Here is a 15113-nt window from a genome sequence, read left to right as displayed (position 1 = left end):
CTTTATCGGGATGAAAATTTATTTAGAAGTGTTTTCCTTGAGGAAGCGTTGCTCTATTTGCAGTACGATGGATAGCACGTGGATAAAAGCCCCAAGCATTGAAGCATTTTTCAAATGTTTATTGTAGTAATGATGCAGGTTTCTTGTTATGTGTTCTCTTGCTGCAAAATCAAAATGATAAAAATCAATAATCGGAAAATATAATGCATCACCAATTGGAATCAATGTCCCCATGACGATTTCTCCTTTTTTAGGCGGTACAGCTAGTGGATCATACACAATTACATCCAGTGTCTCTTCTGTTAATAAATCCACAACGACAAGGACACGATCACTGTATTTGTAATCAACATAATAAAACTTTGGTATCGCCTTCTTCCATTCCCTTAACCAAGTTGTAGTTAATGGCCTGTCCCGCAGTCTGTGGAAATTTTCCGAAATATAGTCCTCAACGAAACTCATCTCAGCATGCTTGCTTGAATCACAAAGCACTTGCCACCAAAACAAGTTGTGTTCCAAGGACATTCGTTTCTCTTCATGTGGATGATGGTCATCAATGTATTCATGTAACATGGAATAGATTCCAGCATAATTGCGATCCATTACATATTTCGTGAAGATCCAATATTCTTCATCTAACATTTCATTTACTTCCCTAGAAATAGAATAATTGCGGTGAAAATCTGTTTTAGATTGAGGCTGTGCAAATTTAACCGCCGGCTTTTTCCTTTTCTTCATATTATCAACCCTTTCTTTTAGTAAGATTATCCAAATAATTCGACATTAATCTTCATATTCCTCTTTTTTAACTTTACTTTTGGAAAAAAGATCAACAACCCAATTTTTACTAACAGAAAGGTAATACCAATCCAAGATATAAAAGTTAAACTTTCAATTTCCGATTATAAGAAAGGCAGCCCCAGCTTCTAATCGAACGCTGGGCCCGCTCATTCATCCTTCAATATCCCGTTTATTATACCCGATAAAGCCAAGAGCCGTTATAACAACCGCTACACCAATTAGCATAGTAATCGGCAGCCATTTCATTTCCTCAACAGGAATTTGTGGAATATAACCAAACGGGGAAATCTGACCGACCCAATCCGGGAATTGGAATAATCCACCCAAGTATAAGACTACAAAGGAATAAAATACATAGAACCATATCAAACTAGTAAACCTTCTCACACACCCAATCAATAACACCGCCACACTAATCATAACAAGTATTGCTGGATAGTAAACGATAGCCATCCGATAAATCGTTCCATAGCTAAAGGGATCCTCCATGACGGAAATCGCGGCTGCCCACAACCCAATAGCGCTAAGCGAAATCATCACAAACCCATTAACAACAGCGATTAGCAGATAACATCCCATCAGCCTGTTACGTGAAACAGCCCTTCCCAGTAAATGTTCAGTACGTTCTTTTTTTTCCTCTCCGTTCAGTTTATTCATTGCCATCAACGGGGGAATCGTGGCAATTATGGCCAACACCATCATGATTGTCGAGACAAACTGTTCGGTAACGGAATAACCTTGTTCGGTTGAAAACATCTGCTTCATCATTTCATTACTTTCAAAAAAGGTATCCAAATCGCCGAGAATTGAACCATACGATGCACCAAGTACAAACATTCCAACAGCCCACGAAATCGTACCTGTCCGCTGAAGTCTCAAGCCCAAACCTATTGGACTTTGCAAAAGGGCTGAAGCATGTTTTTTGCCCGGCCTTGACGGTAGGAAGCCGCTTCCTAAATCACGAATCCCGTTCAAATAGTTTGCAATTGCAAACAGAACCATCGATACACCAATCATTAATACGATTGGCCACCAATTATTCGCATCATAAGCTGCTGTTTTGGTAACCCAACCGAGTGGTGAGATCCAGCTCAGCGTCTCATTACTTACATCGCCAACCGCACGCACAATGTAAGCGATTAGCAGAATAGCAATAGATAAACCCATTGTACCGCGTGAACTCTCCGAAAGCTGGGCGAAAACTGTTGTGACACCAGCAAAGAAAATTCCCGTTGCCCCAAGTGTCGCGCCATATAATAAAGACCCTTCTATCTGCATACTTTCAATATTTAGTGCGTATAACCCTAAACCGGTAAGGAGTGATAAAACGATAAAACTGACGGTGTAAACTAATATCGTTGCATTCAAATTGGATAACCGCCCGACCGGTAAAGAACGGACCAATTCGATACGGCCCTCTTCCTCATCTCCCCTTGTATGCCGTGTGACAAGGAAAATACTCATTAACCCAACCACAACAGCTGTTAACAGTAACATCTGATGGGCGGTCATCACACCAAGTGTATAATGACTTAAATCAGCTGGACCTACCATCGCAATCATCGCGGGGTTTTCCATTGTTTCTGCCATTACATCTCGTTCCTGCTGTAAACCATATAATTCGGCAAATGATACCGGCACCATAAAGGTAAAGAAACAGATTCCAATTAACCATAATGGAATACGAAGTCGATCCCGCCTTAAAATAAATGCTGACATACGTCCAGTTCGTTTATAAACTGTATCAGCCATTAGATCTCCCCCCTGTTTGATCCTCCATTTGTCCTTTTCCTTCATAATGACGCATGAATAAATCTTCCAATGTTGGCGGTGTACTTTCCAGCTTTTCAATCCCAAAAGGACTGATATGCTTGATAACTCCATCTAATTCTTCGCTATCCACTTGAAAAGACCATTCATCGTCCTTCTTTTCAATATCATGGACACCATTTAATTCCTTTAAGCCAGACATTGGCTCCTTCGTTTTAACCAGCAGATTTGTCCGGGTTAAATGCCGCAGCTCGCTTAATGTACCAGTTTCAATTATTTTACCCTGACGAATTATACCAACCCGGTCACATAACTTCTCCACTTCAGATAAAATGTGGCTGGATAAAAGTACACTTTTACCAGCTTGTTTTGCTTCCATCACACATTGCTGGAAGACTTGCTCCATTAAAGGATCGAGTCCTGATGTTGGTTCATCCAGAATATAAAGATCAGCATCCGATGAAAAAGCAGCAACCAGTGCAACTTTCTGTCGGTTGCCTTTCGAATAAGTACGGCATTTTTTAGCTGGGTCCAAGTCAAATCGGTTAATTAACTCCTCGCGTCTGTTTTTATTATTCCCGCCACGCAGTTTTACAAATAAATCAATCACTTCACCACCAGTTAAATTCGGCCACAGATTGACATCCCCTGGTACATAAGCAATGTGCTTATGAATTTCGACTGCATCGGACCATACATCCTTCCCGAAAATTTTCGCTTTCCCTTCTGTCGCTTTTAAAATCCCAAGCAGAATGCGGATCGTTGTTGATTTACCAGCCCCGTTTGGACCGATGAAACCGTAAATTTCCCCTTTGTTCACTTCTATATCTACTCCATTTAACGCTGTAAATTTCCCAAAACGTTTCATTAAATTTGTTGTTGTTAAAACCGGCATTGTTAATCCTCCCTTTTAATTCGATAAATATGAAACATTTTAACTCATATAGTTCATATTATATATATTTATATCCCATTGCAATAGTTTATGAAATATTTATATTGTATTATTACATATCTTTGTCTAAACTAATAATGAGGTGAAATGAATTGGATGGATTTCAACGACGCAGAGAGCTAAAGAAATTAAATATATTGGAAGCGGCACTTGCCCTGTTTATGGATTACGGGGTTCAAAAAATTTCCATTGCGGAAATTGCCAAAAAGGCGAATGTATCACAAGTAACAATCTACAATTACTTCGAAAGCAAACATAATTTGGTGCATGAAGTTTTTTACTTTTATATAGATAAGGCAAAGGAGGAATTTGATGAAACACTGAATAGCGACGCTGCTTTTCCTGAAAAAGTAAAACAGCTGATCTTTGCTAAAAAAGAAATCGCAGATCAGATCCACGAGGATTTTTATAACTATATCATGAAAGAATATGCTTCAGATTCCGATTACTTTCAAAAAATGTATGTGCAAGAGGCACTCCCGCGATTTATTGAACTGTTTGATGAAGGGAAAGTACAGGGGTACGTTGATCCAAACATATCAAATGAAGCCATTATTTTTTACATTAAGGCATTAAATGAATCGATCCAGCGCGAGGAAAATTATCAAAAGATATTACCCCTGACCGAGGATATTATGAAGATGTTCTTTTATGGGGTTGCTGGGAAAGCGCGGGATTGAATAGCGAATGAACGAAAAATAATCTCCACCTATTTTCAGATGGGGATTATTTTTTACATGTATTATAAACACAAGAATTAATTCGAAACGGTTTCTCTATCATTCAAACCAAGCGTATTCGCTGTTGAAGCCTGAATTTCTTTATAAAGCACTGGGTTTTCTGATAGTGAAACGCCATAAGAAGGAATCATTTCCTTTATTTTTGGTTCCCACTCTTCCATATATTGTGGGAAACATTTTTCAAATAACTCAAGCATAATGTGAACAGCGGTAGACGCACCTGGCGACGCACCGAGCAATGCAGCTATTGAGCCATCAGAGGCACTGACAAGTTCCGTACCAAATTGCAGCGTTCCTTTGCCGCCATCCTCTGTATCTTTAATTACCTGCACACGCTGTCCCGCTACCACAATATCCCAATCCTCACTTTTGGCATTCGGGATAAATTCGCGTAAATCTTCTATACGCTTTTCGTTCGATAACATCACTTGTTGAATCAGGTATTTTGTCAATCCCATTTCCTTTACGCCTGCCGACAACATCGTAAGAACATTATACGGCTTTACGGAACCTAACAAATCAAAATATGAACCCGTTTTTAAGAACTTTGGTGAGAATCCGGCAAACGGTCCAAACAGCAAGGTTTTTTTGTCATCGATATATCTTGCATCAAGATGTGGAACAGACATAGGAGGAGCACCAACCTTAGCCTTACCGTATACTTTTGCCTCATGCTGTGCAATAACTTCCGGATTATTACATACCATGAATAATCCGCTTACCGGGAATCCCCCGATATGTTTGGATTCAGGAATACCTGTCTTTTGCAGTAATGGCAAGCTTCCGCCCCCACCGCCGATAAAGACAAAGTCAGCAGTATGATATTCGATTCTCTCACCATCGATATCATGCACTTTCACTTCCCAAGTTTCATCGCTGGTACGTTGTATATCCTCAACAGTATGTCTGTAATTGACCTCAACGTTTTGACTCTTCAAATTGTCAAATAACATACTTGTTAAAGCGCCAAAGTTAACATCGGTCCCGGTATCGATTTTCGTTGCTGCTATTGAATCGGTGGATTTACGTCCATCCATAATAAGTGGAATCCATTCCTTCAGTTTTTCAGGGTCATCAGAAAACTCCATCCCTTGAAACAGTGGATTATTTGATAGTGCTTCAAAACGTTTTTCTAAAAACGTTACATTCTTTTCCCCTTGCACTAAACTCATATGTGGTAATGGCATGATAAATTCACGCGGATTACGAATCAGGTTGCTGTTCACAAGATAAGACCAAAACTGTCTAGAAAGCTGAAACTGTTCATTAATTTTAATCGCCTTACTAATATCTATAGATCCGTCAGGTCTTTCGGATGTATAGTTGAGTTCGCATAATGCAGAATGGCCAGTACCCGCGTTATTCCAGGCATTCGAGCTTTCTACTCCTTCATGTGCGAGTTTCTCAAACACTGTAATTTCCCATTCCGGTACTAGTTCTTTCAATAGTGACCCCAAAGTCGCGCTCATGGCTCCGGCACCAATTAAAATAACGTTTGATTTTTTCGGCATGTTGCTCATTTAGAAACCTTCCTTATTACCCATATTTTGCAAAAAATAATAGGCACTCCTGTTCTGGTGTCACAAAAAAGCAAGGCGCACCTAGGAACACCTTTTCTTTCACAATTATATCATAGTTCATTAAAATATTTACAGCTTATATCCCTACTACTATTATATGATATTTGGGCATTATTTTAAAGTTGGGAAATAGTGAGAAACAAAGAAATACAAAAAGAAAAAGCCTTAACCCCATTTGTTGTAAAGGACAAGGCATCATTTAGTGTTATCACTGAAGCTTTTCAACTATTTCACCTTTTTTATGATAAGGTGCTATGCAAAGGGCGTTTACTAACTAATACATTTTTTTGATAAATAATTTCAAACAACTGTTCACATTAATTGCCTGAAGGAGGACACAGTAGAAAAGCAGTGGGAATTATAGATAGGATAATGGAAGGTACAAATAAGTCTTTAACTTATCTTATTGAGGGGGATTGCACTAATTTTTGGGTGGTTATTAATACAGAAATTTCCTGCCTCTGTCCACCCGATTTCCCAACAAAGGTTACGGTGTGTCCCCTACACAAATCTTGGCCATTTATAAATTCAAACGTTTTATACAATTTGTATCCGGTTGTAAATATAATTAACCTTTTTAACGTGTTTTAGGCAGGCAAGATCCCTCACTTTTATTTGTAAGATGTGAACTTTCAATAATAGATCTATTTTGAAGAAATGTTCGAATTTCTTCAACAGTAATCCCCGTTTCTTTTGCTTCTACCATCAAATATAGCCACTCTATATCCAATTTTCCCTCCATTACCATTCAGCCTTCCCCCGATAAGTCTAGAATAATGCCGAAATATCTCATTCGACCTTTCTGGAGACTCCCACATACCCTATCTAGTTAGAAAACAATAGTTAACGAACCATTTTAAGAAACATTTCTATTAGTTCATCAGTATCAGGCGATACATCATAAAGAACCTTATGAATCATAACACCGTTGATTAAAGCATGCCATCGTTCCGCTAAAACATTTGCTCCTTTTTCAGAGCTTATCCATCCCTTTTTCATTAACTGTTCTATGAATAACGTATTTTCTTCAATCCATACCATGTAGAATTTATGATAAACCTGTCTTATTTCACTTTTATTTTGCCGCCTTAGGTAAAATTCCATATAGATGGTATTCCATTGCTCTGACCTTTCCATTAGCTCCAAAAAGTTGTTTATTCTTTTAAAAACTGCTTCTTCTAAACTCGTATATTGGTCGACTTCATCAACCGGGGATGACCAGTCCTTGCGAATCTGGGACCTAAACTCCAACAATTTTAAAAAGAAATCCTCTTTACTTTTAAAATGAAGATAAAATGCCCCCTTTGTATAACCGGCATGCTCGCAAATTTCCTGGATAGATGTGGCGGAATAACCTTTTTCACAAAACTTTTCCATGCCAGCTTTCATTATACGGTTAAAAGATTCTTCCCGTTTGATTTCAAATTTGTTCTTAGACAAGCTGCTATACCCCCGGTATTGAAGTAATTGTGTATTATTTTTTATGTATGATCAATATCCAGCCAACTGGCCGTTACTTTTTAAATAAGGGTGATGTTGGAAGATTTATCAGCTATAGTTTTTCAATTAAATACCATTGGTATGTAATTAATATAAATTTACTACATAAGCAACAAAATTTCAATACTATTTTAAATTTTTAATGAAAGTTAAATGCTTTAGAAACAATCCTTAAATCCAAAAATTATAATCCCAAAATCAGGGGCTTTGAAAGCGATTGTCTATATTGAATACATATTGAAGTTTTTTTCATTTATGGTACGGTTCCCCTCGATTAATACGAAATCCCCGATAAACCTGTTCCACCAAAACCAACCGCATTAACTGATGCGGAAATGTCATTTTGGAAAAAGACAATGCGAGGTCACTCCGCTTCTGCACCGCTTCGCTAATACCAAGTGATCCGCCTATCACAAAGGCAATTTTACTTTTGCCGTATGTTGCGAGTTGATCCATTTTGGCTGCCAGTTGTTCGGAACTTAACATTTTGCCGTTGATTTCTAGGGTGATGACATAGGTATCCTGTCCAATGTTGCCCAGAATCCGTTCGCCCTCTTTCTGTTTCACTTCCAACATTTCCGCTTCGCTCATGTTTTCTGGTGCCTTTTCATCAGCAACTTCAATGATGTCTACCTTGGCATAGGCAGTCAGCCGCTTTAAATACTCCTGGATGCCTTGTTTAAGATACTTTTCTTTTAATTTACCAACCGTTACAATCGTGATTTTCATTCGTTTCCGCCCTTTACTTCATGATGCTTTTAAGTCTACCAAAATATTGATCATATACCTAGCCAGGGGCTGAAGAGGTACCCTTTATAATAAGGTCTGTAGCAAATAAATAATTAACGGACCCAATAACACAATGAATATTGCTGGAAAAATAAACAGCAACATCGGAAATACCATTTTCACTGGAGCTTTCATGGCCTGCTCTCTAGCCAATTGTGTTCGTTGCTCCCTGATCCTTAGTGTAAGCGAACGAAGAACTTTGGCCATGCCAACCCCCAGCATATCGGCTTGAATCAAAGATGTGATAATGCTTTGAAACTGGTGCACCGGAACGCGGCTCCGGAGATCGGCTAGTGCCTCGCGCCTTGATTTACCAAGCCGCATATCTTCAAGCGTTTGCTGGAATTCGTCGGAAAGTGGTCCCTTCATTTGATTGCAAACCTTTTGCAGAGATGCATCAAGTCCCATGCCAGCTTCAATCGATAAAGTAACCATATCAAAGAAATCGGGCATTTTCTTTTGAATCTCATACCTTCGTTTCTTGATAATCACACTTAAATAAAACGATGGATAATACATCCCTATGGCGGACAAAATTCCAGCCAATAAGATGCTTGATAACAGCGTCATACCAGATTTCCCTAACAAGGCATACACCATAACGAACAAAACAACTCCAATTACAAATTGAAGGAAGCGGAAATCAGCCGACGATAAGTTAAGCGGATATCCCGCCTCACGCAGCCGTTGTTCCAACTCTTTTTTCTTAGTAGCTGGCATTCGTTGATCAATCACGCCTTTTGCTTTATCACTGATTTTCTTCATGAGTAGTAAATGGTTTTTATTCCCTTTTTTCGTTCGTTTCTTTTCCTGGAATCCGTTTTCTTCATCGATACCAAAGTATGCTGCCGCCCGATTTGAAATAGCAATTTGCTTTTTATATACTTGGCTTAATACCGCTCCGATGACAAGCATGAAACAAAATGCGCTGCATAATACGAAGTAAATTGATATCACATGCTACACCTCAATGTGTACAATTTTTTTGATAAAAATCCAGCCTAGAACAATGCTGATTGAGCCGAAGATGACCATGACCCATCCGAGTGGGTGGGAGAATAGCATTTGAAAATATTCTGGATTAACTAGCTTCAGATAAACCGCAAGTGCAATAGGCAGGATCGTAATAACAGTAGAAGACATCTTTCCTTGTGCGGTTAGTGTGTTTACCTCATCCTTCACTCGTGATCGATCAATGATGGTCTCCTGCATAGTTTCTAGTAAATAGGCTAGGTTCCCCCGGTTGACCGCTGAATAATTAGCGTGTTCAAAACAATTTCGAGTTCCTTATCTGGCAATCGCTCTATCAGACCCCTAAAAGCATTTTCAACTGAAACACCATAATTAATTTCCTGTAATGCCTTCGAGAATTCCGGTCCAAGCGGGTCATCTATTTCTTTAGCGACCATCTTCATCGCCTGCATGAAACTAAACCCTGCCCGCAGTGCATTTGCCATCGTACCCAGTGCCTCACCAAGCTGATTGGAACACTTCTCCAAACGCTTCTTCCGTCCTTTCTTTACATACATAATCGGTAAATAGAATCCAACAAAGCCGCAGGAAATAATCAGCAAAATAGGAAAATCATAAAAGACTCCAATCGAGATGGCGATAACGGCAACCATTAATCTGCCAATGAACACTTCTCCCTGCGATAACTGAATACCTGATTGCACGAGCAATTTTTCATGCTTGGATAGATTGAGTACTCTTTCAATTCCGCTGCTCACCCTCTTTAAATAAAAACGTTCACTTGGCTGGCTGATTTCCTTTTTATTTTCATGCTTATCAACGGTTTTGATTTCTATATACTTCTTCAACCGCTTCTCATATTTTGCCTTATAAAGCACATGGGAGAGGATAAGTTTGGCAAGGACCGTAACAGCGATAAAAGTAATTACAAGCAAATAGATAAGGGAATTGGTCATCACCATTCCTCCTTAGTGTTAAAAATCCCTTGTAAACGATGGCCAGCCAGTTCCAGCCTTTCAATACAATTTGGTCGTATTCCAGTTGTGTTAAATTTTCCTTCCAGTCTTCCATTTTCCAGGTTGTGTTGTTCTTTGTAGACGAAGATATCCTGAAGAACGATCGTATCCCCTTCAAGCCCCAGAACTTCGGTAATCCGAATAATCTTTCTTGACCCGTCCCGCATTCTTGCCTGTTGTACAATCAAATCAAGGGCACCAGAAATCTGTTCTCGGATCGCTCTTATCGGTAAATCAAACCCGGCCATCAGTACCATCGTTTCAAGTCTGGCCAGCAAATCCCTTGGTGTGTTTGCATGGCCGGTTCCAAGGCTGCCATCGTGACCGGTATTCATTGCCTGGAGCATATCCAGCGTTTCCGCACTGCGCACCTCACCGATAATAACCCGGTCAGGCCGCATCCGGAGTGAATTTCGCACAAGATCCCGGATGGTAATTTCGCCCTGGCCTTCAATATTTTTAGGACGCGATTCCAGTGATACCACATGGTCCTGCATGAGTTTTAATTCTGCTGAATCTTCAATCGTCACTATTCGTTCATGATGCGGAATAAACGATGACATCACATTCAATGTACTCGTTTTACCCGAACCTGTACCGCCGCTAATAAAAATATTAAGTTTTGCCTCCACTGCCGCCCGTAAAAAGGCAGCCATATTTTCAGTTAATGTGCCCATCCGAACAAGTTCATGGATTGTAAACGGTATTTCGGAAAACTTTCGAATCGTTATCGTTGGCCCGTTAAGCGCAAGTGGCGGAATAATCGCATTAACCCGCGACCCATCTGGCAGTCGTGCATCAACCATCGGAATACTTTCATCAATTCTTCGTCCAAGTGGGGCAACTATTTTTTCAATTACACGGAGTACATGCCTATCATCGCGAAAATGTGTAGCTGTTTTTTCGATTCGGCCATTGATTTCAATATAAACGTCATTCGGCCCGTTCACCATTACCTCTGTTACATTTGGATCGGCAAGCAGTGGCGAGATGGGGCCATAACCGGTTAATTCATGGGATACATCTTTGATTAATTGTTTTTTCTGTTCAAACGTCAGATGATTTCCTTCTTTTTCAAAAAATTCCTCAGCAAGCTTTTCAATTAGTGATTCAATATCATTTCCCTGATTCGCCGGTTTCTTGATTTCTTCAACAAAAAAATTATGCAGCCTATGTTCCAGTTTCGATGACTGTTTGTCAGTTTTTAGTGGTTTAATTACAGGCTTTTCCGTAACCTGAACCTTATCAACCCCTTGCTCCGTTCCACCCAACCTTGTTAATAATGACATTACGTGTGTCCCCCTGCATGTGCCATTCGTTTCGCTTTCTTCCTGTTTTTAACTTTTGTGCCATGGTTTATTGGGTTGGACAGCATTTCTGCCATTTGGAAAATTTGTTTTGCCACCTGTGATCTTGGGTTTGAATAACCGAGCGGATTACCTTCATTTACTGACGTTACCATCACCTTTTCCATGGCTGGCAAAGATGTGAACACTTTTTCGCCGATTACTTTTTCTACCATATCGGTATTTAATCCTTTAACCTTCGTCTGCCGATTTACTACTACTTTGGTTCGCCCATCAACCTTTAAAGCGGTTAAGGTATCCATCAATATCTTGCTGTTTTTTAAACTTGGCAGGTCAAGATGAGTCATGAGCAAAATTTCATCCGAGTTCTCAAGTGCAACAATGACATTTTCATCCATATGACTGGATGCATCAATAATAATCAGATCATATTGCTTCTTTAACAAATGGATTGCCTTCCTTACATCATTACCTTTGATAACCTCAGCAAATTCAGGCCGTTGCGGAGCAGCTAGAATGGAAATGCCATCCTTGAAGGCCGTCAAGAAGCCCTCCATTTGGGCTGCTTCCCGATTTTCTTTTACCCAGTCATAAATGGTTTTCCTTGGCTTTACATCGCAAAGCATGGCCACATCCCCAAATTGCAGATCCAGATCGACAATTGCAACCTTTGCTAATTTCTTCCCATAAGCAACCGCCAGATTAACTGCAACAGTCGTTTTTCCAACTCCACCCTTGGTGCTGGCAATCGTTATTACTTTGCCGTTTTTAACTGGGGCATTCGGTCGATTCGCTTCCTTATTTGCACTATCTTCCATTGCAATATCGATGTCCTCTTTTATTTTTGAAAGCGCAGATGAAAGAAAAATAATATCACTCGCACCTGCTCTTAATGCCTTCTTCATATCAAGCTCCTCTTCCAAACGAAAGACAAGCAGTGCTGCTGTCTGGGGAAATACCTGGGTTACTTTGGCACATAAACTATACACATTGTACGAATTGGAAAGTGGTAATAAAACAATAGCCGTTTCTGCTTTTTGCAATTGATCGTATAAATCCGACTCATCTGCTGCCCAGGTTACTTTATGCTTGCCAGCCAACGTAATCTGATCCAGTTTTGATTTCCATTCATCATTTCCAGCCACTGATAAAATTTTCGCCATTATTTAAACACCCCTTCGTGTAAATCATCTTCATGAATATGCGTATGATCCGGCTCTAGCTTCTTATCGCCGTCTTTTCTAAGCATTACATACAGGTCATATCTGGTGGCAAACCCTAATGTAAGCCCTTCTTTTGGAGATACTTCCACTGTTATCATCTGATATCGCTTTTTCGTCTCCTCGTCATCTGCCGCATGACCGATCGCTAACACCTTGGCATTTTGCAAGAGAAGCGTTGCAGAGTCATGCTGTTCCTTCGATTTTTTCTCTGGTGCTTTCATAACAGCAACAACGTCAATATGGGAACCCGGTTCAATATTCCCAGAGACGCCTTGGACGTCATTAACTGCTATAGTCATTGCCCGGTTACCATCAGATACCGGAATCATCTCATTTCCTGTTACCTTTTCTGACTTCAAATCAAATTCGTTAGCTTCTTCTGCTTTCATTTCCTCTTCTTTCTTTTGGTCCGCTTCCTTTTCTTTTACATCATCAGAAGCTGTTGCCCGTGCAGGAATTGCGGATTGGTTTTCATTATTTATAACCATGACATACAACAACCCTGCAGCAATAATCCCAAATACCATCGCGATTAACCAGATTTTCTTCGTGGTCATTTGCTCACCTGCTTATTCAAAATTTAGTTTATTTAACGAGCTTGACGCCCGAAATACCAAAGTAGTCTCCATCTTCCACTGGATCAAATTCACCGCCTCTGACGAATTCAATGAAACGCCCGGTAACCCCCTTATCGTTTCCGCTTGCAACCACTTCCTCAATCCAAAAAGCGGCAAAACCAATAACCTGCAATTGATCCCTTCCATGCAGACCATCAAATGTTTCAATCACTGGAACCGTTATGATACGGCTGCAGGTATTATCTGCGGTTTGATAGTCTGAACAGTCCGGTTTCCTAGCGTCCTCGGCAATTCTATCTTGGAAAGCTTCCCTGACTTTGCCCCAATTTAATCCTGGTTCTGTATATAGTGTCTCGCCCACTTCCATGGTGACCCCATCCCTGATAGCATCGCCTAGATTATTTGCTCCTCTTCCATCAACAGCCAGGAAGCCGTAGTTCCCGCGTTTTGACTCACCGGGCTTTGCATGCATATCGTATAGCTCCCCGTAACCCCCGCCATTTTTAAGAACACGCCGTTCAAAGGCAACAGGTATAATATCGTTACCTTTTACAAGGGTCTGCAGTACTTTTGCCTTGGCCACTGCGCCTACATTCGCATCATTAATACCTAACACCCGTGCAAAAGACAGGACTTTATTGACAGTTTTATGTATCTCGATTGAACTTTCGTCAGTCACCACCTCGCTGCCCGTTACAGTAAAACCATTCTCAGCAGCAATATCGATAGCAGTTTCTTCTGCCTCCGCCTGCGATACCTTTAGCAGCTGTGCCCCGCCAAGAACAGCGGCATCAAGTGATTTCTGTAAACGGCTTTTTTCCAGGAATAACCCGCCGGCATCTACAACGATTGCGGTAAATCCAATAAACATAAACATGCAAAGCGCCACCAAAATCATGGCGACACCCTCCTGTTCTTTAAACATCGCGAAAATTGCTTTACCGTATCGCTTCATCATTCCACCCTCATTACTGTTTCATCTTTTAATGGAAATTCTTCAATAATCTGACCAATAATCGGAGTGAGGAAATCAACAGGATATGTTAGGGTAATAGTTATTTCACTGCCGCTTTTTCTATTTCCATCTCCGGGTGAAATTGTCTCCTCCAGCTTGCTTTGATCTAGGCCGCTTGTCGTATTTGCAATCTTAAGCTCAATTTCAGAGTCCGTTGCCCCAACTGTTGCAGCTCTTGCTGCTTCTCGACCAGCATGGTCAAGTGTTAAATAGGCGTGAAAAATCCTGGCAAAATCGGTAATACCGAAAAGCAGGATTAGTAATATCGGAATGATTAATGCAGTTTCAACGATTGATTGTCCTTTTTGTGATCTCATAGATTTGTCTCCAGTAAGAATGTTAATATTGCACCGATTGCAATGGAAACTGCATAGGGAATCGATAGTGTATTTCCTTTATCAGCAGGCACCTGTAAAGATCCTTTTGTTCCTTTTAAAAAAACTGCTGAAAATAGCATATGTTTCAACGTAAATCCCAATTTTCTTTGTTTTACAAGGATAAAAATTGCAATTAGCCCGCCGATAATTCCGGCATATATACCTGTATAAAGAACAAACACAGTACCTTTCAGCGCACCGATTGCAGCCAGCAGTTTGACATCCCCTGCGCCAATTCCCCCCATTAGAAACGGGATGAGCAATAAGCCAAGTCCTACCAGAAATCCTTGACCACTGAATAGAAAACCATCTAAGCCTGTGGTAATGGTGTGGAATGCTAGTGCAATTAAGATTGCTGGTAAGGTAACAATGTTTAAAATTTTTCGATTGCGCAGATCTGTGATGATGGAGATTGTTAGAATGAGGATAGGTGCTAGATTTGTCATTTGAATTTTCTCCTTTCATGAATAAGTTAGCCCTGCATGGAAGC

At 40.2% G+C, this 15113-nt stretch carries 17 protein-coding genes; 1 reads left to right on the top strand and 16 read right to left on the bottom strand.

Annotated elements, in window-relative coordinates; all coding sequences use genetic code 11:
• Positions 1 to 18: 18 nt before the first annotated feature.
• From CFK37_RS06545 to CFK37_RS06535, 3 genes are all read right to left on the bottom strand, one after another.
• Positions 19 to 738, bottom strand: coding sequence for a hypothetical protein (locus tag CFK37_RS06545; protein WP_089061101.1), 720 nt, complete (start codon positions 736 to 738; stop codon positions 19 to 21).
• A gap of 213 nt (positions 739 to 951) precedes the next feature.
• Positions 952 to 2553 (bottom strand): ABC transporter permease, encoded by a 1602-nt coding sequence (locus CFK37_RS06540; protein ID WP_089061100.1) that lies wholly within the window; start codon positions 2551 to 2553, stop codon positions 952 to 954.
• A complete protein-coding gene (locus CFK37_RS06535; RefSeq protein WP_089061099.1) occupies positions 2546 to 3466 on the bottom strand; it encodes an ABC transporter ATP-binding protein in 921 nt (306 codons plus the stop codon). Before CFK37_RS06535 ends, CFK37_RS06540 begins: the two co-directional genes overlap by 8 nt.
• A 152-nt stretch (positions 3467 to 3618) precedes the next feature.
• Here CFK37_RS06535 and CFK37_RS06530 point away from each other — a divergent pair, with 152 nt between their 5' ends.
• Complete coding sequence (locus CFK37_RS06530; RefSeq protein ID WP_089061098.1) at positions 3619 to 4206, top strand: TetR/AcrR family transcriptional regulator; 588 nt, start codon at positions 3619 to 3621, stop codon at positions 4204 to 4206.
• Positions 4207 to 4283: 77 nt separating this feature from the next.
• Here the strand turns inward: CFK37_RS06530 and mqo are convergent, their stop codons facing one another.
• The 13 genes from mqo to CFK37_RS06465 form a co-directional block, all read right to left on the bottom strand.
• Positions 4284 to 5786, bottom strand: coding sequence for a malate dehydrogenase (quinone) (mqo, locus tag CFK37_RS06525; protein WP_089061097.1), 1503 nt, complete (start codon positions 5784 to 5786; stop codon positions 4284 to 4286).
• A 637-nt stretch (positions 5787 to 6423) separates the two neighbouring features.
• On the bottom strand, positions 6424 to 6594 hold the full coding sequence (locus CFK37_RS06520) for an anti-repressor SinI family protein (RefSeq protein WP_089061096.1): 171 nt from the start codon (positions 6592 to 6594) through the stop codon (positions 6424 to 6426).
• A gap of 95 nt (positions 6595 to 6689) precedes the next feature.
• Positions 6690 to 7286 carry a TetR/AcrR family transcriptional regulator gene (locus tag CFK37_RS06515; protein WP_089061095.1) on the bottom strand — a complete coding sequence of 199 codons (597 nt, stop codon included), beginning with the start codon at positions 7284 to 7286 and terminating at the stop codon, positions 6690 to 6692.
• Between the two features lie 309 nt (positions 7287 to 7595).
• Positions 7596 to 8075 carry a 23S rRNA (pseudouridine(1915)-N(3))-methyltransferase RlmH gene (rlmH, locus tag CFK37_RS06510; protein ID WP_089061094.1) on the bottom strand — a complete coding sequence of 160 codons (480 nt, stop codon included), beginning with the start codon at positions 8073 to 8075 and terminating at the stop codon, positions 7596 to 7598.
• An 84-nt stretch (positions 8076 to 8159) separates the two neighbouring features.
• Positions 8160 to 9092: a type II secretion system F family protein gene (locus tag CFK37_RS06505; protein WP_089061093.1), complete on the bottom strand. Its 933-nt coding sequence runs from the start codon at positions 9090 to 9092 to the stop codon at positions 8160 to 8162.
• Positions 9093 to 9095: 3 nt separating this feature from the next.
• Entirely contained in the window at positions 9096 to 9347 is a 252-nt protein-coding gene (locus tag CFK37_RS06500) for a type II secretion system F family protein (protein WP_089061092.1), read from the bottom strand.
• 17 nt (positions 9348 to 9364) lie between these two features.
• Positions 9365 to 10063 (bottom strand): type II secretion system F family protein, encoded by a 699-nt coding sequence (locus CFK37_RS06495; RefSeq protein ID WP_157724802.1) that lies wholly within the window; start codon positions 10061 to 10063, stop codon positions 9365 to 9367.
• The gene (locus tag CFK37_RS06490) at positions 10063 to 11412 is read right to left on the bottom strand and encodes a TadA family conjugal transfer-associated ATPase (RefSeq protein WP_089061090.1); all 1350 of its coding nucleotides are present in this window, start codon (positions 11410 to 11412) and stop codon (positions 10063 to 10065) included. Before CFK37_RS06490 ends, CFK37_RS06495 begins: the two co-directional genes overlap by 1 nt.
• Complete coding sequence (locus CFK37_RS06485) at positions 11412 to 12593, bottom strand: CpaE/TadZ family protein (RefSeq protein ID WP_089061089.1); 1182 nt, start codon at positions 12591 to 12593, stop codon at positions 11412 to 11414. Before CFK37_RS06485 ends, CFK37_RS06490 begins: the two co-directional genes overlap by 1 nt.
• A complete protein-coding gene (gene cpaB / locus CFK37_RS06480; protein WP_089061088.1) occupies positions 12593 to 13210 on the bottom strand; it encodes a Flp pilus assembly protein CpaB in 618 nt (205 codons plus the stop codon). Before cpaB ends, CFK37_RS06485 begins: the two co-directional genes overlap by 1 nt.
• 28 nt (positions 13211 to 13238) lie before the next feature.
• Positions 13239 to 14189 carry a TadE/TadG family type IV pilus assembly protein gene (locus tag CFK37_RS06475; RefSeq protein WP_089061087.1) on the bottom strand — a complete coding sequence of 317 codons (951 nt, stop codon included), beginning with the start codon at positions 14187 to 14189 and terminating at the stop codon, positions 13239 to 13241.
• Positions 14186 to 14563, bottom strand: coding sequence for a TadE/TadG family type IV pilus assembly protein (locus tag CFK37_RS06470; protein WP_089061086.1), 378 nt, complete (start codon positions 14561 to 14563; stop codon positions 14186 to 14188). The genes CFK37_RS06475 and CFK37_RS06470 overlap by 4 nt, the downstream gene beginning before the upstream one ends.
• On the bottom strand, positions 14560 to 15069 hold the full coding sequence (locus CFK37_RS06465; protein WP_089061085.1) for an A24 family peptidase: 510 nt from the start codon (positions 15067 to 15069) through the stop codon (positions 14560 to 14562). The genes CFK37_RS06470 and CFK37_RS06465 overlap by 4 nt, the downstream gene beginning before the upstream one ends.
• Positions 15070 to 15113 lie beyond the last annotated feature (44 nt).

The organism is Virgibacillus phasianinus (genome assembly GCF_002216775.1).
Classification (GTDB): domain Bacteria; phylum Bacillota; class Bacilli; order Bacillales; family Amphibacillaceae; genus Virgibacillus_F; species Virgibacillus_F phasianinus.
Note: the sequence above shows the minus strand (reverse complement) of the source record. Positions and strands in the feature narration are given on the sequence as shown.

Excerpts from the sequence above, each read along its gene's own strand:
- CFK37_RS06485 (WP_089061089.1), bottom strand. The coding sequence starts at position 12,593 with ATGGCGAAAATTTTATCAGTGGCTGGAAATGATGAATGGAAATCAAAA.
- CFK37_RS06520 (WP_089061096.1), bottom strand. The coding sequence starts at position 6,594 with ATGGTAATGGAGGGAAAATTGGATATAGAGTGGCTATATTTGATGGTA.
- CFK37_RS06490 (WP_089061090.1), bottom strand. The coding sequence starts at position 11,412 with ATGTCATTATTAACAAGGTTGGGTGGAACGGAGCAAGGGGTTGATAAG.
- CFK37_RS06500 (WP_089061092.1), bottom strand. The coding sequence starts at position 9,347 with ATGCAGGAGACCATCATTGATCGATCACGAGTGAAGGATGAGGTAAAC.
- CFK37_RS06535 (WP_089061099.1), bottom strand. The coding sequence starts at position 3,466 with ATGCCGGTTTTAACAACAACAAATTTAATGAAACGTTTTGGGAAATTT.
- CFK37_RS06465 (WP_089061085.1), bottom strand. The coding sequence starts at position 15,069 with ATGACAAATCTAGCACCTATCCTCATTCTAACAATCTCCATCATCACA.
- CFK37_RS06545 (WP_089061101.1), bottom strand. The coding sequence starts at position 738 with ATGAAGAAAAGGAAAAAGCCGGCGGTTAAATTTGCACAGCCTCAATCT.
- CFK37_RS06540 (WP_089061100.1), bottom strand. The coding sequence starts at position 2,553 with ATGGCTGATACAGTTTATAAACGAACTGGACGTATGTCAGCATTTATT.
- CFK37_RS06495 (WP_157724802.1), bottom strand. The coding sequence starts at position 10,063 with ATGACCAATTCCCTTATCTATTTGCTTGTAATTACTTTTATCGCTGTT.
- CFK37_RS06470 (WP_089061086.1), bottom strand. The coding sequence starts at position 14,563 with ATGAGATCACAAAAAGGACAATCAATCGTTGAAACTGCATTAATCATT.
- cpaB (WP_089061088.1), bottom strand. The coding sequence starts at position 13,210 with ATGACCACGAAGAAAATCTGGTTAATCGCGATGGTATTTGGGATTATT.
- mqo (WP_089061097.1), bottom strand. The coding sequence starts at position 5,786 with ATGAGCAACATGCCGAAAAAATCAAACGTTATTTTAATTGGTGCCGGA.
- CFK37_RS06475 (WP_089061087.1), bottom strand. The coding sequence starts at position 14,189 with ATGATGAAGCGATACGGTAAAGCAATTTTCGCGATGTTTAAAGAACAG.
- rlmH (WP_089061094.1), bottom strand. The coding sequence starts at position 8,075 with ATGAAAATCACGATTGTAACGGTTGGTAAATTAAAAGAAAAGTATCTT.